We start from the raw sequence: 20,334 nt of genomic DNA, 5'->3' as shown, positions 1-20,334 counted from the left end.
ACTGTGAGGGAGACGGTCTATTGAAGCCGGCCCCATTGCCGCCTATTTGTCCCTTTACCGCCCGTTAAGGCGGCATAGCTGCAATCGGCCAGTCGCGCCGATCTGAATTTCACCTGCGTTTCTGCCTTGCCATGTGCGCGTTCGGGGCAGGGGCGTGGGCCAACCAACTAAGCCTGCCGTCCGCTTGCGACGCCGACGGGGGCCAAGGGGCAAAATATGCGGGATCCGCACGATCTTTACATGAACACGCTCGTTCCCATGGTGGTCGAGCAGTCGAACCGTGGCGAACGCGCTTTCGACATCTACTCGCGCCTGCTGCGCGAGCGCATCATTTTCGTGACCGGTGTGGTCGAGGACAATATGGCCTCGCTCATCGTCGCCCAGCTTCTGTTCCTCGAATCAGAGAATCCGAAGAAGGAAATCGCCATGTACATCAACTCGCCTGGTGGCGTGGTGACGGCTGGCCTTTCCATTTACGACACGATGCAGTTCATCCGTCCGGCCGTTGCCACCATGGTCATGGGCCAGGCCGCATCCATGGGTTCGCTGCTCCTCGCCGCTGGCGAAAAGGGCATGCGCACCTCGCTGCCGAACTCGCGCGTCATGGTTCACCAGCCTTCCGGCGGCTTCCAGGGTCAGGTCACTGACATCCTGATTCATGCCAAGGAAGTCGAGGGTTTGAAGCGCCGTCTTAATCAGATTTATGAAAAGCACACGGGCCGTACTTACGAGGAAATCGAGAACGCTCTCGAGCGCGATCGCTTCCTGAGCCCCGAGGAAGCGCAGACCTTCGGCCTCATCGATTCCGTGTTCGAAAAGCGCGCCGTCCCCGAGGCATCTGCCTGATTTGACGCGCGTTAAGCACATTGCTGATGCGCCGTGGACTGTGATCCCCAGGCAATTGCACACAGCCGGAACGGCCTTTAAGGTCGTTTCGGCTTAGACTTTCTTTATGTCTTCAGCGTTACGGTTTCCGATAACGCTGATTTTGGGGGCCAAAAGTCCCCGGGAGTGACTAGATGTCCAAAGAGACAACGAACGGCGAAACCTCCAAGAACACGCTGTACTGCTCGTTCTGCGGCAAGTCGCAGCATGAGGTTCGCAAGCTGATCGCCGGGCCGACCGTATTCATCTGCGATGAATGCGTCGAACTGTGCATGGACATCATCCGCGAAGAGAACAAGACCTCCATGGTCAAGTCCTCCGATGGCGTGCCGACCCCTGCCGATATCTGCAAGGTGCTCGACGACTACGTCATCGGCCAGGGTCGCGCCAAGCGCGTCCTTTCCGTGGCCGTCCACAACCACTACAAGCGCCTCCACCACGCGACCAAGAATCAGGACGTCGAGCTCTCGAAGTCCAACATTCTGCTCATCGGTCCCACCGGTTCCGGTAAGACCCTGCTCGCGCAGACGCTCGCACGCATTCTCGACGTGCCCTTCACCATGGCTGACGCCACGACCCTGACCGAAGCCGGTTATGTCGGTGAAGACGTCGAAAACATCATTCTCAAGCTCCTGCAGGCCGCCGACTACAATGTCGAAAAGGCCCAGCGCGGCATCGTCTATATCGACGAAGTCGACAAGATTTCCCGCAAGTCGGACAATCCGTCGATCACTCGCGACGTGTCGGGCGAAGGCGTGCAGCAGGCTCTCCTCAAGATCATGGAAGGCACCGTTGCCTCCGTGCCTCCGCAGGGCGGCCGCAAGCATCCGCAGCAGGAATTCCTGCAGGTCGATACGACGAACATCCTCTTCATCTGCGGCGGCGCTTTCGCTGGTCTTGAAAAGATCATCTCCGCTCGCGGCGAAGGTTCGGGCATCGGCTTTGCGGCCACCGTCAAGGATCCGCAGGACCGTCGCGTCGGCGAACTGCTCAAGGACGTCGCTCCGGAAGATCTCGTCCGTTTCGGCCTGATCCCGGAATTCATCGGTCGTCTCCCGGTCCTCGCGACCCTGGAAGACCTCGACATTCCGGCCCTGATCGAAATCCTGACGGCTCCGAAGAACGCTCTCGTCCGCCAGTACCAGCGCCTCTTCCAGATGGAAGAAGTCGAACTGACCTTCCACGAAGACGCCCTCAAGGCGATCGCCGAGAAGGCCATCGAGCGCAAGACCGGCGCCCGCGGCCTCCGCTCGATCATGGAAGCGATCCTGCTTGACACCATGTACGATCTGCCCTCGCTCGAAGGCGTCGAAGAAGTGGTGATCTCGGAAGAAGTGGTGAAGGGCAAGGACGTCCGTCCGCTCTACATCTACTCCGAGCGCAAGAAAGACGAAGAGCCGGCATCGGCCTGATCGCCAGCTGCGCAAGCGATTGAAACGCCGGGCAGTGCCCGGCGTTTTTTTGTTCCGCGATTGCCTGTCTGCATGTACTTGCGAACAGTGATGAGGTCGCGGGGAATTGGGGGCAGGGCGCGTGTCACGGCGGCTTTTCGGGCTACGGCGGCTTTTCTGGTTGATGCGCTGGCGTCTGGCGGCGGTCTGGGCGAGGCGCCTAAGTCCGCCAGCTTCCGCTCGTCTGGCGGTAAGCTTGCACTTGCAGTCAGGAATGCCGTCGACATGGCCCCTGATGCGGCACAGAAATGGATATGTGCGTGAGGCCGCCCTCAATGCCCTCGAGGTTCCAATTGTTTCTGCCGAAGAGTTGCGCGAGCTTGCTGACAGGCTCAACGACTGGGTGCCGGAAGTAAGGACTGCAGCTCTTGCCGCAGCGAGGAGACTGTTCGCGACCGCAAGTGCGGATATCGTCGTGGCGGCGGCGCCACATCTCCTATCTCGTTGGTCGCTCTGGCAGCGCTGGGAGCCACCGGCAATTGCCGAGGTTGACGCGCTGTTGGGCCGGCCCGACGTCGTAAGGCAATTGGCTTCGAGTTTGATGAGCGCCCGCAATGGCGGGGTGGGTCGCCAGCTCCAACATCTGCTGCGGCATGAATGGATAGACGGATTTCTTGTAGAGCTGGCTCGAGGCGCGGTTCAACCTCAGGTTCGAAAGGTTGCGTTTCAGACGCTGCTTGCTGGCGAAGCCAGATGGCGGTCTCCTCACGTTAAGAGGGCCGAAGAACTTCGCTATGCCATCTACAAAAGCGGCTTGACCTTCGAGCATCGCCCGCTGACCGTCCAAGTCGATCGTAACGTACTTGTCGAAGCGGGCCTGCGGGACCGCTTTGCATCTGTACGTTGGCTCGCGGCAGGGGCACTGGTTGAGAGTTCTGTCCAAGTCGTAAGGGAAGAGCAGGCAATCGCTCGGCTCCTCAAGGACAAGAGCCGCTCGGTCCGCGAGCGCGGACAATTCCTGGCCCGTCGCGCTTCGGTTGCCAGTGGAGATTGAAGGAAAGCCCGTGCCTAGTCCTCGCCGGTCACAAACTCCACGGGCCCTGGCTCCTCGCCCATGATCGAACGCCCGAAAAGGCTTGCCACCAGGTCCACCAGCAACGTCGCGCTCTTGCCGCCGTGGTCGACGAACGGATTGAGCTCCACGATATCCAGCGACCCCACCACGCCGCTATCGTGCAGCATTTCCATGATCAGATGCGCCTCGCGATAGGTTAGCCCGCCCGGCACCAGCGTACCACCGCCCGGCGCCAAAGCCGGGTCGACCACGTCCACGTCAAAACTCACATGCAGATGCCCATTCGCCGCCTTCACGCGGTCAAGTATCGGCTGCATCAACCCGACCACGCCGGTCTGATCAATCTTGCGCATGTCGATCACCTCGACGCCCCGCGCCTGCAACAGCCGGCGCTCCTCGCGATCGATCGAACGCGCCCCAAAGATCGTCACATTGCGCGGCTCGATCTTCCCGAGCCAATCGCCCTTAAAACTGTCGTCAAACCCCGGCTCGCCACAAAGCAGCGCCAACGGCATCCCATGGAGGTTGCCGGAAGGCGAGGTGTCAGGCGTGTTGTAGTCGGCATGCGCATCCACCCAGAGCACATGTACCGGCTTGCCCTTGGTTTCATTGTACCGCGACACAGCTGACAGCGACCCCATGGCGATCGAATGGTCGCCGCCAACAAAGATCGGGAAGTTGCCATTGGTGAGGATGTCGAAGCCAGCCTGGCTGGTACGTTCCGCCAGCTCAAGCACATCGGCCTTGCGCTCATCCGGCAGTCGCCAGCTCGACGGATTGGTGCTGATCTCAGGATATACGCGCCGGAGATCGCCGTGGTCGGCAATCGAATGCTCCAGCTCCACCAGCGCCTCAAGCAGCCCCGCCACCCGCAGCGCCTCGGGTCCCATGCCGCAGCCGCGAACCGACGCGCCTGAGGCCGTTGCTACGCCCAGAATGTCGATCCGTTTGGGTTTGGTTACCATTGTTTGGTCCTCATTTTGGGGCATGGTTGTTGGCAAAGCATGGCACAGCTTCCTGTCACACCCAATCTATAGGGTGCGACACAGTCTTCCGAATGCGCAAAAGACAGATTCTCCTTTGCATCCAAGGCACACGCCTGTTCCTGCCTTGATATGCATGCCTGCTGTGCGAAGCGGTGCAATAGGTCACAAAACCGCAATGATTGACTTGCGGCGAGGGTAGTCCACCCTATTTATTAACCTGAATCGCCCAGCCTTCCAGGATTGGGCAGTCGCAATACGGGCGCGCTACTCCAATTCCTCCCGGCGCGCCCCGGAAAGGAAATATGATGTCGGACGTCAATCCCACCGGCGAAGTGAGCCGGGACCGGGTTTACCCGGTTCTTCCCCTGCGCGACATCGTGGTCTTCCCCGGAATGATCGTGCCGCTGTTTGTCGGTCGCGAAAAGTCGGTCAAGGCTCTTGAAGAGGTCATGCGCGACGACAAGCACATTCTTGTCGTGACCCAGAAGAACGCGCAGGACGATGATCCAGCTCCGGACCAGATTTATGGCACCGGCACCATCGCAACTGTGCTCCAGCTTCTGAAACTTCCCGATGGCACCGTGAAGGTCCTCGTGGAAGGCCTCAGCCGCGCGACCATCGACAATTATCTGCAGACGGAAGAGTATTTCGAAGCTGAAGCGAGCCCGCTTCCCGAGCCCGAGGAAGATGCGACCGAGCTTGAAGCTCTGGCGCGCTCCGCTCAGAGCGAATTCGAGAACTACGTCAAGCTGAACAAGAAGATCTCGGCAGAGGTCGTGGCTGCGGTCGGTCAGATTGAGAGCCCGTCCAAGCTCGCCGATACCATTGCCAGCCACCTCGTCATCAAGATCCCGGAAAAGGAAGACCTGCTTTCCACGATCTCGGTGATCGAACGCTTCCAGAAGGTGATAGGCCTGATGGAAGGTGAGATCGGCGTGCTGCAGGTGGAAAAGCGTATCCGCTCGCGCGTCAAGCGCCAGATGGAGAAGACGCAGCGCGAGTACTATCTCAACGAGCAGATGAAGGCGATCCAGAAGGAACTCGGCGACGGCGAAGACGGCGCCAACGAGATCACCGAACTGGAAGAGCGCATCGCCAAGACCAAGCTTTCCAAGGAAGCTCGGGCCAAGGCCGATGGCGAAGTCAAGAAGCTCAAGGCCATGAGCCCGATGTCGGCTGAGGCCACCGTCGTGCGTAACTACCTTGATACGCTTCTGGGCCTCCCATGGGGCAAGAAGACCAAGGTCAAGCGCGACTTGGCCCTGGCTGAAAAAGGTGCTCGACGAAGACCACTACGGCCTCGAAAAGGTCAAGGAACGCATCCTTGAATACCTGGCCGTGCAGGCTCGTACCGGTACGCTCAAGGGCCCGATCCTGTGCCTCGTCGGCCCTCCGGGCGTCGGCAAGACCTCGCTCGGCAAGTCGATCGCCAAGGCGACCGGCCGCGAATTCGTGCGCATGGCGCTTGGTGGCGTCCGTGACGAAGCCGAAATCCGCGGTCACCGCCGCACCTATATCGGCTCCATGCCCGGCAAGATCATCCAGTCGCTCAAGAAGGTCGGCAAGTCCAACCCGCTCTTCCTGCTCGACGAAATCGACAAGATGGGCCAGGACTTCCGCGGCGATCCGTCTTCGGCTCTGCTCGAAGTGCTCGATCCCGAACAGAACAATACGTTCGCCGATCACTACCTCGAGGTCGACTATGACCTTTCGGACGTGATGTTCGTGACGACTTCGAACACGCTGAACATCCCCGGCCCGCTGATGGACCGCATGGAGATCATTCGCCTCTCGGGCTACACCGAGCAGGAGAAGCACGCGATCGCCAAGCAGCACCTGATCCCGGAAGCCGCCAAGGAAAACGGCGTGGCCCACGGCGAGTTCGTGCTCGATGACGATATGCTGATGAAGGTCATCCGCGGCTATACCCGCGAGGCCGGCGTCCGCAATCTGAAGCGCGAAATCTCCAAGCTGATGCGCAAGGCGGTTACGGACATCGTCCGTACCAAGACCAAGTCGATCACCATCGATGAGGAACGTCTGGCCAAATATCTCGGCCCCTCGATCTTCACGCATGGCGAAATCGAAGCCGAATCGCAGGTTGGCCTGGTTACCGGTCTCGCCTGGACTTCGGTTGGTGGCGAGCTGCTGACCATTGAAGGCGTGATGACGCCGGGCAAGGGCCGCATGACGGTCACCGGCAACATCAAGGAAGTGATGAAGGAATCGCTGACGGCGGCCACGGCCTATGTCCGCTCCCGCTCGATCGACTTCGGCATCAAGCCGCCGATGTTCGATACCCGCGACATCCACGTCCACCTGCCGGAAGGCGCAACGCCCAAGGATGGTCCGTCTGCCGGTATCGGTCTTGCGACCGCCATCGTCTCGGTGATGACCGGCATTCCGGTACGCAATGATGTCGCCATGACCGGCGAAATCACGCTGCGGGGCAGGGTGCTTCCCATCGGCGGCCTCAAGGAAAAGCTCCTTGCAGCCCTCCGCGGCGGCATCAAGACGGTGCTGATCCCCGAAGAGAACGTTCGCGATCTCCAGGAGATTCCGGACATCGTCAAGGAAGGCATGGAGATCGTCCCGGTCTCCCGCATGGACCAGGTCATCGAACGCGCTTTGGTGCGCAAGCCCGAAGCGATCGAATGGAACTTCGATGAAGCTCCGGCCGTCGCCAAGACCGACCCGGCTGCCGACGACTCCGCAGCCAGCCTGACGCACTGATCGACCTGATAGAGATGAAAACGGCGGCCCTCGGGCCGCCGTTTTTCTTTGGGCTCAAGGCTGCGCCATGGATGTTAGGGGGCCCAAAACTCTTCCTGTCGAATTCTGTCAGCACCATCCGTCATAGGGGGCGGGCTTGTAACAATCTCGTCAACATCCTACGTCCCCTTACTGGCCGGTGAGCCATCAGGAGCACTCCCTTGAACAAGGCCCTCGTCGTTATTCTCGCCGCCGTGATGCTCGATGCCATCGGCATCGGCCTTATCTTCCCGATTCTCCCGGCACTGCTGCGCGAAGTCGGGCACACATCGGATATTTCGATCCTGCTCGGCATCATGCTGGCGCTCTATTCGGCGTGCCAGTTCCTGTTCTCGCCGATTCTAGGCGTGCTCAGCGATCGCTTCGGGCGGCGTCCAGTGCTTCTGGTCTCGCTGGCGGGCGCCGCCATCGACTATCTCATCATGGCCTTCGCCCCGCATCTCTGGATGCTGGTTATCGGCCGCGCCATTGCCGGCGTCACCAGCGCCAACATGGCCGTGGCGACAGCCTACATCACCGACATCACCACGGAAGAAGAGCGCGCCCAACGCTTCGGTCTCTTCCACGCCATGTTCGGCATCGGCTTCATCATCGGCCCGGTCATCGGCGGCATTCTGGGCGAATGGTGGTGGCTCCACGCGCCCTTCCTGGCGGCGGCCGTGCTCAACGGCGTCAACTTCTCCCTGGCACTCTTCGTCCTGCCCGAATCTAGGCCCGGCAAGGCTGACGCGCGCTTCACCTGGGAGACGCTCAATCCCTTCAAGCCGCTGGCCTGGGCCTTTAATTTCAAGGCTTTGGTGCCGCTGATGGCCATCTTCCTGATCATGAATTTCGTCGGCACCGTCTACGGCACGGCCTGGGCACAGTTCAGCGAAGATCAGTTCGCCTTTTCCGGCCTGACCATCGGTCTGTCGCTCGGCGCTTTCGGCGTGTTCCATGCCTTGGCGCAGGCTTTTTCTTACCGGCCCCGCCGTTGCCTGGCTCGGCGAACGCTGGGCTCTGGTCGTCGGCATGGCCTTCGAAACTGGCGCCATGCTCACCCTGGCCTTTGCCGGCCAGGGCTGGCTGCTTTTCGCTATGGCACCGATCTTCGCCCTGGGCGGCATCGGCATGCCGGCGCTGCAATCATTGACGACACAGCAGGTCGATTCCGATCGTCAAGGTCAGCTACAGGGCGTGCTCGCCAGCATCGTCAGCCTTGCCTCTGTCTTTGGCCCGCTGCTCTTCAGCGCCATTTACGCATCGGTGCGCCACGATTGGCCCGGAATGATCTGGATCGTCGCCATCTGCATCTACTGTCTTGCCTTGCCGCTCATGGTCGGCATCCGGAGGGCGCCGGCTGCGGCAAAAAACCCGGCGGAATGATGGTGGAAAGGCCGGAAAACCTGATAGTTCGGCCTTGTCGGTCCCGAATTTCCGCGGCATTAACATTCCCGTACCGTTCGGCCTCGCCAAAACGGCGGAAACACTTGCGCTTCAGCTAGAATCGACCAAGGGTTGCCGCCACCAAGCTTCGCCAGCGAGGGCGGGCATTCACTGTGAGGATACGCAATGAACAAGAACGATCTGGTTGGCGTCGTTGCCGACAAGGCTACGATCACCAAGGCTCAGGCCGCTGAAGCGGTTGACGCAGTGTTCGAAGCAATCACCGCCGCCCTTAAGTCGGGTGACGAAGTTCGTCTCGTTGGCTTCGGCACCTTCGCCGTGTCGCAGCGCAAGGCATCGACTGGCCGCAACCCGGCCACCGGCGCAGAGATTCAGATTCCGGCCTCCAATCAGGCCAAGTTCAAGCCCGGCAAGGGCCTGAAGGACGCGATCAACTAAAAGCACCGCTTTTAGCGCTTCAAACAAACGGTCCCGCGTTCACTCGCCGGGGCCGTTTTGTTTTTTGGGGGCAGCGGGCCGGGCCTTCGCCCGCGTGCTCCCATCCCAATCCCCTCCGTCGAGGGGAGTGATTGCTCCGGACCGCTCTGCCCTCTGATTCCCATCCACGGTGTCATTCCCGCGAAAGTGGGAACCCCTGTTTGAAACGGAGGTCCCCGCTTTCGCGGGGATGACACATAGAAAGTGAAAGCATCCGCGTGCGTCCAAGGGGAACAGGCCCTCCGCCGACGGGAGGCACTGCACCGAGACGGAGACGCGATTTGCGCGATATACACTACGCCGCGACCCGGTCTCCGCTCGCCATCCCCACAGCTCGAACCGCCCATTGGCAAATTGCCTGTTGACGGGCAAGGGCAGGGGCCCTAATCAGAGCGCCGTTCCAGACCATTGTGTCGGACGGGCGATTAGCTCAGTTGGTAGAGCGTCTCGTTTACACCGAGAATGTCGGCGGTTCGAGTCCGTCATCGCCCACCAACCCCTTTATGTTCCAAGGGGTTAGAAGGGTTTTTTCTGTGCAGTTAGAACATGCTCAGTAGAGAATTCCGTGCTTAACTCACCTGCCGCGCCTCGATCTGCCGGTTTTTTAAGCCTTTCGCAGTGAGATCTGAATTTTCTACTTGACGCATTGCTGCGTTCAGGCTGGTTGCTCTGGCGCTTGTCAGCCGCTGTTGCGAAGGGAATACGAGATGTGGACGCAAGGTGATAATCGACAGGCTGTTGAAGGCTTGGCGGTATCTATCCACTTCTCCAGCGAAATGCCCCCCTTGCTCGCTTTGAAGGTGCGAGATCGAGCGCGCTCGGTCGCGGCGGGCTTAGGTCTGGGTCTTGAAAGAACGATTTTTGAAGTCGATGTTAATGACGATGGGGAGTCCTCCTCTACAGAGACAGGTAAGGTCTTTTTGTCAGCAGACGGCATATCGGAAGATCGTCGTGCGGCAGGTCATTTCCATGAAATGCTGTCGATCGAAGATGATAAGATAATTTATAGGACAGCTGCTTTCGAAGGATGGGCTGTTGCGCGTGAGAGATTTGTCGCGCTTATGGTCGACATTCTTTCGCAGGTTAAAGAAGTAATGGAACTGCGCACCATCCGGCTTGAAGTGCGTTACAGGTTCTTTTGGGAGGGAGCGCGAAGTGATTGGGACTTTTCGCCGCTGCTTCGAACGAATTCGCCCTACATAGCGCCCTTCGTTTATGAGACATCTGAGCCATGGCATTCCAACTCTGGAAAATGGCTGCCAAGGACCTCGACTAAAGCTCGACTGTTGCAAACAAATGTTCAGGCGAACCACTGGCGCAATTCGTTCAACGATCGGGAAAGCGCCGGCCTAACGATGAGAATCTCGGTTGAGGATAGAATAAGGTCCTCGGGTATTGAGGTTTCAGACAGCGCCTACGATATGGTGTTCACAGACCTAGACAAACTCCATGAGGACATGCAGGCTGCCTCGGAAGAGATCATTGTTTCTGAGTTTTTGAGGGACGCCGGCTCGGTAGAAGCAAAATGATTGCTACGTCCGCGACATTCAATGAAGTTTTTGAACTAGACGGTCCCGGGCCTCTGGACGCGATTTCTGATGTCTGGGATCTTCATACTGATGTTGTGAAGCAGCGTCGGAATGCACGTAGAAGGAAATCTTCGATCGCGGCGCGCAGCCCAATCTGCCTCGATCATCTCCCCAGTGAATTCCTGCAACCTCTCGATCTCCTTCAGCTTGCAGACGATGAGTTTGGAAGTGAGTTCAGCCCGGCCTTAGAAAAGGACACCACCGGCGGTGTGGGCTCGTTGATGTGGCTGGCCGCGGCTGGCGCCCTGAGCGTGGTTGTGCCCGCAATGACTGTTGGGGCGTTCCCGGTGTCGCGCATCGGGGCTTCCGACCATGTCGTGATCGGAGGTGTTGCCTATGAACCAGCGCTCCTGCCGGGTCACATTATGGGGCCCGCTGGATCGATACCGCAGGTACAGCCAGAGACAGCGGAAGTCCTGTACGCACACGTTTCGCCGCGGATTGTTGAACTAGAAGGCATAGCCGCTGACGAGGAAATTGATGTTTCGAGTGCGTCGAAGACTGACTTGGTTTCGTTGTTTGTTCAGTTTAGCTTCAAGCAAACGCCATCAATCTTCCTTCTTGATAGCGGCAACTTCAAAGTCGCCTGGCGAGAAAGCTTGGAGCGCCACGTCTCTTTCGAGCTTTTGGGCAATGGCGCAATGAAGCCCGTTATATTCTCCAAGGACGACCAGAGTGGCGCGTCCAACCATTTGGCCGGCGTCATGCCAGTTCGCAGCCTGTCGGATCTTTTGGCTGCGTCAGGCCTTAAGTCCTGGATTCTCAAAGATTGACTTTGCTGTCGACAGATAGTCGGATCGTCCGTCATGTTCCGGGGAACAAACACCAAGATGGGAAAGTCGATGGCTCGGTGTTTGTGCCGCTCGTTGACGGCGATGTATTTCGATTGCGTCAGTTCGAGGACGGCTCTCTAGAAGTAGGGCTGTCTGTCGCCTCGCTGGATCTCTTGGAGGGAGCCGACGATGACCGGCTCTCTAAGGTCAGGGCGACCTTCCCCAAAAAGCTAAACAAAGCTCAGCGATTTGCCGAACTTACGGTCTCGGGTGCGATCAGCGCAGTGGCCTCAAAATTCGCAGATAACGCTGATGTTAAAAGACTTTGCGCGTTATCGCTTATCCACACCCCCGTAGGGAAGGAAGGAGAAGCCATTCACTTTGAGACCCACTGTGATGTGCTTGGCTTGCCTCTTCGGACTGACGCGTTCTCTGAGTTGGTTGCCGAGGCAATTTCCTATTCTGTGACTGCCTTGCACCCAGCACTTGTCGTCGAGTGAGGCTGGCGGGGCCGTCTATCTAGTAATGCTCAGACGTGCCATCGCCGCCCGGGCAAGCTTCTTCTGATCGGCCGACCTGGTGTAGCGCTCGACTTCCTCTATCGTCTTGTGGCCAGACACTGCCATGATCTCCCTGGTCGAGCATCCTGATTCAGCCAACCGCCGGCAGGCTGCCTTGCGCAGGCCGTGGGCGTTGAAGCCTTTGGGCAATCCCGCATCACGACAGCGATCGCCGAACCAGTTGCCGAAAGAGGTCGGCTGGAAGGGCTTATTGTGTTCGGAAAGCAGAAAGGCGGGAATGTCCACCGTGACGGCGTCGAGAACCGGCGCCAGGTCATCGTGGATTGGGATATCGAGATAGGCGCCTGTTTTCTGCTGGCGTACGGCCATCATGCCGTCGCGGACATGCTGGCGGCCCATGCGGACCACGTCGCTGCGGCGCTGGGCCGTGAAGAGCAGGAGGGCGAGCGCGAGGCGCGGCTTTGAGCCGACAGGCCAATGGCGCTCGAACTGCTCGATGTGATGTTCTTCCCAGACGAGAAAACCGTCGCCGTCGCCGACCTTCAGCGACTTCATGCCGGCGGCCGGGTTGTCAGTCCGAAGCTCTTCTTCGATGGCAAACTTGAGAAGCAGCTTGAGAGTGCGGAGGCGCTTGTTTGCTGCGCCTGGCTTGTCTGCCTTCTCGGCAATCAGCGCTTTCACGCCGCGGCGATCGAGCATGGCGATGGGCTTCGGCCCATGCGGATTACCATGCTTGTCCTTCTCGCGGCGAAACTTGTCGATCTCGTTGCGGTAGGTAGCCTGAGTGATTTCGGCCAATGTCTTGAACTCGGCGGAGGCGTAGTAGCGCAGGGCGACGTCATCGACGCTGCCTGGAACGACCTTGGGGGCGCGAGCGGGGACCTTGCGCGACTGTTTGGCCTCCAGTGCGTCAAGGCACGCCTGATAGGCCGCCATGAAGCTCTTGGAGCCTGGCAGGCCGGGCAGGGCGGTCTTGGGCTCGCCAAGTTTGTTGAAATAGTGGCGGCGCACTCCGAGGCGATCTGTATAGCTCTTGATATATTTGAGCTTGATCGTGCTCACTGTCTCACCTTCGGGTTTCAATGCCACGGGTTATCCTGATGCTCTTCGCCCTCGATTGGCAGCGCCCTGAAGGCAGCGTCGATGTCGTCCACGTCCCACACGCGGCGATTGTCGATCAGACGCGGGCGCGGCATGCGCCCGTCTCTGACGAGTTCGGCGAACTTGCTCGCACCCAAGCCGACATACATGGCGGCCTCGGCCTCTCCGAGACCACGCCGGATCGGCAGACGAGCGGCGACGGAGGCCTTGCGCTCACTCATTGGCGGACTCCGGAAATTCGTACTGTGCTCGAGCGTCTACCAAACGGCCTGTAGCGTTCTTGCCCTCCTTGACCGTGAGCGATAGTCGCACGCCGTCAATCCCGTTGCAAAGACGCTGCCACTTACCCGTCAGCATCGACTGGAAACGGGAGAGGTCGGGGCGGTGTGCCCATCCTTCCCACTGCTTGAAGAAGGGGACGCCTACATATTCGCGCTCATCTCGAAGCTCACGGACCCAGTCGGTATGTATGTGGCGCGCCTTGTGTCCGGAAGCGCTGGCGAGGGTGTCGGTCCGCCTGTCCACTAGCATGATGGACGTGAGGCCTTTCGGCCCAATCATGGGTCCGTACGCGAGGAAGCGGATCGCGGCGCGTGTTGGCAAGAGGGTCACGACACGTTCGTTCGCGGTTGACCGGTCGGCTACGCTCACGGACACGCCAATGCGTTGTGCAGCGGCGTGTCGGGGGACGCATCGTGGATAGACATGAAAGCGCATATGTCGGCGGAACCCACCTTCAGAGAAATTCCTGCGGTAATCTGGTGATACGATCGCCGAACGGTAGTCTTCCAAAATTGTGTAATCTGCAGATAGCAAGCAAATTTATTCGTTGATTTTTGGCAACTTGTGAAAAAATCACAAAATGAACTGGAATGCGAATATGTATCTGATCAGAGATTGGAAATACTTTTTCTCATCTATCGATGTCCGGCTAGGGGCGTTCTCTCGCTTCTCGACCGCGAGGCGCGTTGGCCGAATGGAGTAAGGACGCGATCGCCACTCACCCCTCAATGGGGTGGGTGGCGAGGATGCTCAGGTAGTCTCAACAGAGCGCGAGACTAGATGGCCGGCGCCCCTTTCCTGCGCGGCGGCGCCTTGGCCAGGAGGTAGTACGACAGCCAGGGGTGCAGGGCGGAAAGCATGTGTCGATGGTACGCGTGGAACGGCAGAGCCTTGTCAGGGCTAGTGCGGAGCCTGTTCAGCGTCTTCGGAAGATGGGTCTCTTGGACTGCCGAAACCCGAGGATTTGTGCGGCCGAGAAGCTCAACCAGCCCCAGCCAGTGGAGGCCATCGCTAGAGCGCAGGACATCACCCGTGGCTTGAGCAACGTCCCGCTGCTTCATGGCAAGCATCTGCTGCTCGGCGGCGTTGAGCGCCTCTACCGAATGCAACATTACCAAGACTGGGGAGATGCCGGCAGCAAGTGACTGGGAGAGGTCGCGGCCACCGAGAAGTCGCGCCAGCGCGTTCCAGTCTGTCTCGACAGCATGCAAGTCCTTTTTTGTGCTTGGTGCAATCGTTGATCGCGACAACGGAACCCGGCGCCTGAGCGCTTACCTGCTGGCTAAGGGACTGACCGTAGCGACCAATACCTTCGGCATGGCGCTCGTCCTGGGGCATGAAGATAACGTCAGGACCAACGAGGCTGCGGCTCCATCGATTGAACAGTGCATAGGGTGCCCGCACCCAGGGTTTGAGCGACAGTTCGACCAGATGAAACTGCGACGTTGCGCGGGACCGATCCAGGCACGTGGCGTCGATGGCGAAAATGCGTCCACCGGCCTGAAAGTACAGATCGCGAAAAGACTGTGTGCCGAGATTATAGACGTTAGACGGCGTGGTGACCCAGATCAGCATCATGCCGGCCTCACGGTAGAAGGCCTCGCGCTCGATCATGGTCTGGAGCGGCAGGCGCGCCAGCTGCAGTTCGAAAGCGACTGGCTGGCCGTTGTAGCTGGCCGACACATCCGGGCGGCGCCAGCGAGGTCCGATGGCGTGACGCTTTTCAAGTTCGATACCTGTGATGTTCGGATCGTAGCGCAGAACGTCGACAAGCATCTGCTTCTTGAGCTGATGCTCAAGCCCTTCCTGAAGGCCATCGTACTGGCAGCCGCCCTGCGAGTAAGTTTTGTCACCGGAGCGCCAGGCACATTCCGTGTCACCCTTGGCATAGTGGCTAAAGTGAGTGGAGCGTCCATCACCTGTGAGGCCTTCGCCACCATTGATGTAGACAGGCTCATTGCACTGGCCGCAGCGGAACGCTGCATCGTTCTGCGCGCGCTCCTCTCCGACGTCATGGCGCAGCGTCGAAAGGGAGGCGGTCGTCAGGCCGTCGAGGAGGTTGGCAGCATTCACCAGAATGCCGCCAAGCCGCATATCGCGCACTTCTTTGATGGTGCGGTTCGGGGAGGACAGGGTCGAAGGAAGAGTGGTCATCAGAGGTCTCTTTCGGAACAAGAAATAGAAATGAAGGAAGGACGATGAGGGTTAGTGGAGACGCGGCCGGGTCAGCACGGCCTCCGCTGCATCAAGGGCTTTGGAGAGCTTGCGAAGGCTTTTGATCTCGCCACGCCTGCAGGCCTTGGAGATCTCGCGCAGGAGATCGCTTGAGAGCTTGCGTCGCTCGACCTCGCGGGTGGCAATGGCGACGATCTCGTTCGTTGTCAGCGACTCGATCTGGATGACCTTGCAGCGGTCACGTACCGGCGCCGGGATTTTGCTCAGATCATTGGCGAGCAGAATCCAGTTGAGATGGCTCAGGTCGAGGTCGATACCCAAAAAATGGTCGTGCATGCACTGGGCGCTGCGCTGTTCCAGAAATCCAAGCATGGCCTCTGCAGGACTTTCGCGCCCGCCCCTGGATGTGTCCGTGGCTTTGTCGATCTCGTCGAACACCACGACGGGATTGCCGATCCCATTGGCGGCCAGATTCTGGACAATGTCGCTGGCGCGGGCACTGCGATAGATCGCATCGCCACCCAACAACGGCGTCGCCGTTGTCATGGTCGAGCCGTCAAGCAAGGCCATTGGAAGTGCACATGTGCTAGCTAGCTTGCTAGCAACACTGGTTTTGCCGAGACCTGGCGGCGAAACGATCAGCATCGGGCGAAAGCTCAGCCACGACGCACCACGGCTCAGGTTGAGCTGCGCACTTTCTCTAATGGCCTGCAGCACCGGGCCAAAGTGAGGAAACGCCTCGAACACCGTGCTGATGGCAGTGTCAATTGCATCGAGCGATGCTGGCCCTTCCAGTGTGAGGGGCTGGTCGAGGCTCTCGAGAAGACGACGCTTCGCCACAGCATCGCTGGCTTTGTCGAAGGCCAGCTCCCCAGCGAGTGCGAGCGTGCTGGCATCAGTCAGGCGCATCAGCGAGAGCGGACCGGTGCTCAACTGAACCGTGCGGGGCCGCCCGAACTCCACAAGCGTGAAGGCTCGGTCCTTGCGGTCCCAGTCGGTCTCGGTGGACGAGATCTCTGGTGCTTCGTCTGCTTCATCCGTCTCCAACTCGAGGGATGGAGCAACGTCGTCAGCAGAATAGGTCTTCATGTCGTTGTCGACGTCACCTCCCGCCAGCAAATCCAGAGGATCCGGCGGATCGGCGTCTTCTGGCCTTTGCGGGCGGAACAGGTCATTGCGGTGGGTAGAGTCGTCCTTTGACGGGCGCGCACTGGCCCGCTTCGGTTTGTCGTCTTTGTTGGTCATCGTCTTTTTCGATATGGGCGAGCAAATCCGTGGCGTCTCAAGGACGCAAAGGCGGATGATCGCAATGATGGGAGCGCGCGGTTTCTCGGGCGGGAGAACGTCCCGCCGTTAACAGCACACGATGTTGAGGGTCGGAGGCTCGCTAGGAAGCGACGGCCTCACGACGCGCAACAGTCAAGAGCGGTCCACAATCGATCGAAAGTTCAGATGGGGTGTTGCTGCGAATCTGGACGCAGCCGTAGATACGGTTAGCCATGCGGCTTCTCCTGTGTCTGCAGGTTGATGGCTACTTGGTTAGGCCGTCAGTTCGGTGCCAGCCGGACCGTCGGCCGCCTGATGGCAGCCATAGACCCCTTTTGAGTCCACACTCAAATTGACAGCACTGGCTAGAAAGTCACGGGCCTTCCCATCATTTGGTTAACAATGGATTCTCGCTGACTCGCCTTTCGTCGATTGGGCGCAACGGCTGGTAGCGGCTCTCCGGGTGGCTTAACAAACTTTACGTCAATGTAGGCAGGTAGGCGCTTAGGCCGCTACCTGCACCCCGGGGCAATCATCGCTCTAAATGCCCGCCCTCTGGCTTCACCTACAGCCATAATATCTCCCGCGCGTAGGCGGTCGCCACCGCTTATGCTGAGAATTGGAGCTGTATGAAGAGCAAACTATGACGTCTACATAAGTTCGTGATGAGAAATAGTTTTTCCAATCGAACTAAGTGGTGTGTTATAACATTGTTGGTCTATTTCAACTTTCCACAGTCGAATTTCATAATCGCCGAAATGTCTGGCACATTGGAAGTATGAGCCAGTGGAATGCTTTTACAGATCTTTCTTTCTCCTAGTGGGGTGACCTAGCTTTGCTAGGGGTACTCACCACACCAATTCCATTGGTTTCGTCGTTCCGGACCAGCACATCCGTGCTGGCCGAGACCATGATCGACACATCCGTGATCGAGCATGGTCCAAGGCTCGCGCGTCCGCGACGAGCCTCCGCCACTTGGAAAGGAAGAACATGGCGAGGAAGAATATGACGATCTGCCGCTTCACTAAGCTGAAGTCGATGGCAGAGATTTCCGGCAGTGCCGCTCACATGATCCGTTCAGATCATGCGGCTAATGCCGACCCCGAGCGTGCGGGCCTCAACCGCGTCATCGTCGGCGGAAGCGATCCTGCCGCGGAAGTCCGCGACCGTTTGGAAGGGATTTTGTCCCGAACCAACCCGTTCTTTGCGATCGAAGTCATGCTGTCCGCATCACCTGAATGGTGGGTAGGGGCCAACCGGATCAGGTCGAAGCGTGGATCACGGCGAGCATGCGGTTCCTCGATGAGGAGTTCGGAAAGGCTAACGTAGTGCACCTCCAGGAATGCACTTTGACGAAACAACGCCTCATTTCGACCGGCTACACGTTCCGATCGTCAACGGACGGCTCAACGCGAGCTTTCTGGGAGGTAAGGAAAAAATGCGGGTGCTTCAGGACAAGGCTGCAACCGCCGTCGCACGTTCATCTGATATTGCGCGTGGATTGAAGGGATCACAGGCATCGCACGTGTCGATGAAAAAATTCTACGCAACTGAGCGGCCAAAGTCCCTACGCCAGATCCGGAAATCGCATTCCCATGCTTGTCGCGCTGGCCAAGAGTTCGCAATGGCCCATGCGGCGAAGGAAGCCACGGCGGCTGCGCGCATTGGATCGATCAAGTGCTGGTTGCCGCAGGGCTGGACCGTTCACCGCAGCTTAGGCGCAAAGCGGTGAGGTTGACGTTGAAGGACATGGGTTTACCATCACCATTAGTGGCAACAAATGGCTGTGATCTGAAATCCGGGGTGGAAGGGAAAGGGCGGGGGCAATCGACCTTGTCCAGCACCTTCTTGGATGCGACTTCACCTGACTTCTCGCGATGTGGCTCGTCTCCGTTCCCGACCGCGGTACAACTGGTTGCGGACGAGTGCGCGAAAGCCGAACGGAAGGCCCACATTGAGATTTCGAAAGCGGTGCCGCTTGAGTTTATTCCACCGGAACCGTCGGAGGAGGGAACTTTAGACGAAGGTGAAGAGAGCCATCTCGTTCGAGCACCGAGGTCTCGCAGGTGGCTTTATCGATGGAGCAGCATGATGCGGGAGACATCTACACCGACTTTGCCACGCTCGAATGCCATCTTTCTTAGCCCCGAGACGAAACTGGCACGCCGGTGAGTGCCGAGGTCAGGGGGCAGGTATAATGCGATCTATACAAAGGCGCGGCACTCGGCAGTCGGCGCGAGAGGGGGCTGTTCTCCATCGGTAATGTTGCTGCCAACGTCGTGGTTACAGCCGAGGTCGAGAGCGCACGATTGATGCGATCTCATACTGCCAATGCGCGAAAGCGTTGGCCGGCTTCTACCGAGGACATCTTGAAGACGACGCGCATTGTTTCGACCGGCGGGGTGCGTCGCGAGCCACCGCCGTCGAGCAAAAGCATGTTATTTGTGCCCACCGGCCGACCCCGCCACCGGCGACAAGGCCGCGATCTGGGGAACGCGGGTTCGCCCTGCCGAACACAAGGACTGGGAACCTTGAGCTTCAGGACGTCCTTAGTTTTCGTCGTGATCCTGCCCAGGCGCAGGCCGCAGCGGAGCGCGAAAACGCGGGGCTGCGTGAACTCGAGAAACCCGCTCTTTCCTCCCCCTTCAAGCATGCCATCACTGACCTCGCCGCGGGCGAGGTCGGGGGACGGAAGAGATGGAAAGGCCAGAAGAAGAGGGCCCGAGCGATCGTAGGGACCTGGACGAGGCTCCAACATTCTAAGACCGGGCCTCTAAGCCACCGTCGGTAGGTGCCGATGTCGGCGGTGGACTCTGGAGCATGGCAGCAGCTCATGGTGTCGCTCTGAAATCCCTTAACCTCGACTGAACTGTTCCAGCTTGGCTGCCTAGGAACGCAATGGTCGATTAGCACTACTGAGCTGCCAAGTATCCGCGGAATTGGAAACCGGCATTCCGAAGACACGCCAACATTGCGCTAGCGCTGCCTTTAATTGGCACATAGGAAAGGTCGCCGTGGTAAAAGAACTAGTCGATCGGACCCAGCCATGAGGCCCATTCTCACGTCGACGAATGTGGCTTTGGACTCGAACCCGCTCGCTCTCCACCTATCTCTATGGTTTGATGGCCGGAGACAAGCCAGTGGGCCAAACGAGTGGCAGCGTTGTGAGGACTGTTCGGCTTCCGCAACGCACATTCCCAGACAGTTGCGATGCGCCAGCCGCCTTCAACCAGTGCCTCCTTTGCCGCCTGATCGCGAGCCACATTCGTGTCGAATTTCGTCTTCCAGAACTCTGGGCGAGTTGCCGGAACCGTTGCGTAGGGACAGCCCCGTGCCGATGCCAAAAACAGCCGTGCACAAAGACGACGGCGTGGTGTTTGGCGAGAACGATATCTGGCCGGCCCCGGAGCTTCGCGTTGTGAAGTCTAAAACGAAATCCCTGTGCGTGAAGTGCCTTTCGGAGCGAAACCTCCGGCTTTGTATTTTTGCTTCTGATTGCCGCCATCATCCTAAAACGGGTGGGACGGTCCACTATATCTATCACGTGCATCCTGGTTTTTCGCGCTCGAACCGAGTATACACCGAACAATTGGCGAGCGTTGGAGCCTGATTTGCCCTCTACCTTTGGAGTTGTTGATCTATTCGCCGGTCCCGG

17 protein-coding genes, 1 tRNA gene and 2 pseudogenes are annotated in these 20,334 nt (G+C 58.9%); 13 read left to right on the top strand and 7 right to left on the bottom strand.

Features of this window, described 5'->3' with window-relative positions; genetic code table 11:
* Window positions 1-216 precede the first annotated feature (216 nt).
* The 3 genes from NVV77_RS08680 to NVV77_RS08670 all read left to right on the top strand — a co-directional run bounded on the left by NVV77_RS08680 (window position 217) and on the right by NVV77_RS08670 (window position 3,330).
* Entirely contained in the window at window positions 217-846 is a 630-nt protein-coding gene (locus NVV77_RS08680; protein WP_295412142.1) for an ATP-dependent Clp protease proteolytic subunit, read from the top strand.
* Window positions 847-1,019: 173 nt separating this feature from the next.
* Window positions 1,020-2,297: an ATP-dependent Clp protease ATP-binding subunit ClpX gene (gene clpX, locus NVV77_RS08675; RefSeq protein ID WP_295412140.1), complete on the top strand. Its 1,278-nt coding sequence runs from the start codon at window positions 1,020-1,022 to the stop codon at window positions 2,295-2,297.
* A gap of 295 nt (window positions 2,298-2,592) precedes the next feature.
* The gene (locus tag NVV77_RS08670) at window positions 2,593-3,330 is read left to right on the top strand and encodes a hypothetical protein (protein ID WP_295412138.1); all 738 of its coding nucleotides are present in this window, start codon (window positions 2,593-2,595) and stop codon (window positions 3,328-3,330) included.
* Between the two features lie 14 nt (window positions 3,331-3,344).
* Here NVV77_RS08670 and rocF read toward each other — a convergent pair whose 3' ends face one another.
* A complete protein-coding gene (gene rocF / locus NVV77_RS08665) occupies window positions 3,345-4,316 on the bottom strand; it encodes an arginase (RefSeq protein ID WP_295412136.1) in 972 nt (323 codons plus the stop codon).
* 326 nt (window positions 4,317-4,642) lie between these two features.
* Here rocF and lon point away from each other — a divergent pair.
* The 8 genes and pseudogenes from lon to NVV77_RS08630 all read left to right on the top strand — a co-directional run bounded on the left by lon (window position 4,643) and on the right by NVV77_RS08630 (window position 11,834).
* Window positions 4,643-7,070 (top strand): annotated as a pseudogene (gene lon, locus NVV77_RS08660) (endopeptidase La).
* A 236-nt stretch (window positions 7,071-7,306) separates the two neighbouring features.
* Window positions 7,307-8,002, top strand: a pseudogene (locus NVV77_RS21930) (MFS transporter); the annotation flags it as partial.
* Window positions 8,003-8,045: 43 nt separating this feature from the next.
* Window positions 8,046-8,474 carry an MFS transporter gene (locus NVV77_RS21925; RefSeq protein WP_367178608.1) on the top strand — a complete coding sequence of 143 codons (429 nt, stop codon included), beginning with the start codon at window positions 8,046-8,048 and terminating at the stop codon, window positions 8,472-8,474.
* 186 nt (window positions 8,475-8,660) lie between these two features.
* Complete coding sequence (locus NVV77_RS08650) at window positions 8,661-8,933, top strand: HU family DNA-binding protein (RefSeq protein WP_035079006.1); 273 nt, start codon at window positions 8,661-8,663, stop codon at window positions 8,931-8,933.
* Window positions 8,934-9,391: 458 nt separating this feature from the next.
* A tRNA-Val gene (locus tag NVV77_RS08645) sits at window positions 9,392-9,467 on the top strand.
* A 212-nt stretch (window positions 9,468-9,679) separates the two neighbouring features.
* Window positions 9,680-10,501, top strand: a complete 822-nt coding sequence (locus NVV77_RS08640) for a hypothetical protein (RefSeq protein WP_295412132.1) — start codon at window positions 9,680-9,682, stop codon at window positions 10,499-10,501.
* Window positions 10,498-11,334: a hypothetical protein gene (locus NVV77_RS08635; RefSeq protein ID WP_295412131.1), complete on the top strand. Its 837-nt coding sequence runs from the start codon at window positions 10,498-10,500 to the stop codon at window positions 11,332-11,334. Before NVV77_RS08640 ends, NVV77_RS08635 begins: the two co-directional genes overlap by 4 nt.
* Window positions 11,331-11,834, top strand: a complete 504-nt coding sequence (locus NVV77_RS08630; RefSeq protein ID WP_295412129.1) for a hypothetical protein — start codon at window positions 11,331-11,333, stop codon at window positions 11,832-11,834. Before NVV77_RS08635 ends, NVV77_RS08630 begins: the two co-directional genes overlap by 4 nt.
* Before the next feature lie 15 nt (window positions 11,835-11,849).
* Here NVV77_RS08630 and NVV77_RS08625 read toward each other — a convergent pair whose 3' ends face one another.
* From NVV77_RS08625 to NVV77_RS08605, 5 genes are all read right to left on the bottom strand, one after another.
* Window positions 11,850-12,917 carry a tyrosine-type recombinase/integrase gene (locus NVV77_RS08625; protein WP_295412127.1) on the bottom strand — a complete coding sequence of 356 codons (1,068 nt, stop codon included), beginning with the start codon at window positions 12,915-12,917 and terminating at the stop codon, window positions 11,850-11,852.
* Between the two features lie 17 nt (window positions 12,918-12,934).
* On the bottom strand, window positions 12,935-13,177 hold the full coding sequence (locus NVV77_RS08620) for a hypothetical protein (RefSeq protein ID WP_295412125.1): 243 nt from the start codon (window positions 13,175-13,177) through the stop codon (window positions 12,935-12,937).
* Window positions 13,170-13,673 carry a DUF5131 family protein gene (locus NVV77_RS08615; RefSeq protein WP_295412288.1) on the bottom strand — a complete coding sequence of 168 codons (504 nt, stop codon included), beginning with the start codon at window positions 13,671-13,673 and terminating at the stop codon, window positions 13,170-13,172. The genes NVV77_RS08620 and NVV77_RS08615 overlap by 8 nt, the downstream gene beginning before the upstream one ends.
* A gap of 591 nt (window positions 13,674-14,264) precedes the next feature.
* On the bottom strand, window positions 14,265-15,392 hold the full coding sequence (locus tag NVV77_RS08610; protein ID WP_295412123.1) for a DUF6035 family protein: 1,128 nt from the start codon (window positions 15,390-15,392) through the stop codon (window positions 14,265-14,267).
* 51 nt (window positions 15,393-15,443) lie between these two features.
* Entirely contained in the window at window positions 15,444-16,658 is a 1,215-nt protein-coding gene (locus NVV77_RS08605) for an AAA family ATPase (protein ID WP_295412121.1), read from the bottom strand.
* A gap of 1,026 nt (window positions 16,659-17,684) precedes the next feature.
* On the opposite strand from NVV77_RS08605, the gene NVV77_RS08600 reads away from it, so the two are divergent.
* Together NVV77_RS08600 and NVV77_RS08595 are read left to right on the top strand one after the other, a co-directional pair.
* Window positions 17,685-18,008, top strand: coding sequence for a plasmid recombination protein (locus NVV77_RS08600; protein ID WP_295412119.1), 324 nt, complete (start codon window positions 17,685-17,687; stop codon window positions 18,006-18,008).
* A 13-nt stretch (window positions 18,009-18,021) separates the two neighbouring features.
* Window positions 18,022-18,411, top strand: a complete 390-nt coding sequence (locus NVV77_RS08595; protein ID WP_295412118.1) for a plasmid recombination protein — start codon at window positions 18,022-18,024, stop codon at window positions 18,409-18,411.
* Between the two features lie 1,380 nt (window positions 18,412-19,791).
* Here the strand turns inward: NVV77_RS08595 and NVV77_RS08590 are convergent.
* Window positions 19,792-20,184, bottom strand: coding sequence for a hypothetical protein (locus NVV77_RS08590; RefSeq protein ID WP_367178607.1), 393 nt, complete (start codon window positions 20,182-20,184; stop codon window positions 19,792-19,794).
* Window positions 20,185-20,334 lie beyond the last annotated feature (150 nt).

The organism is Devosia sp. (assembly GCF_024707125.1).
Classification (GTDB): domain Bacteria; phylum Pseudomonadota; class Alphaproteobacteria; order Rhizobiales; family Devosiaceae; genus Devosia.
The sequence above is the reverse complement of the archived record's forward strand: the minus strand, read 5'-3'. Positions and strand labels throughout refer to the sequence as shown.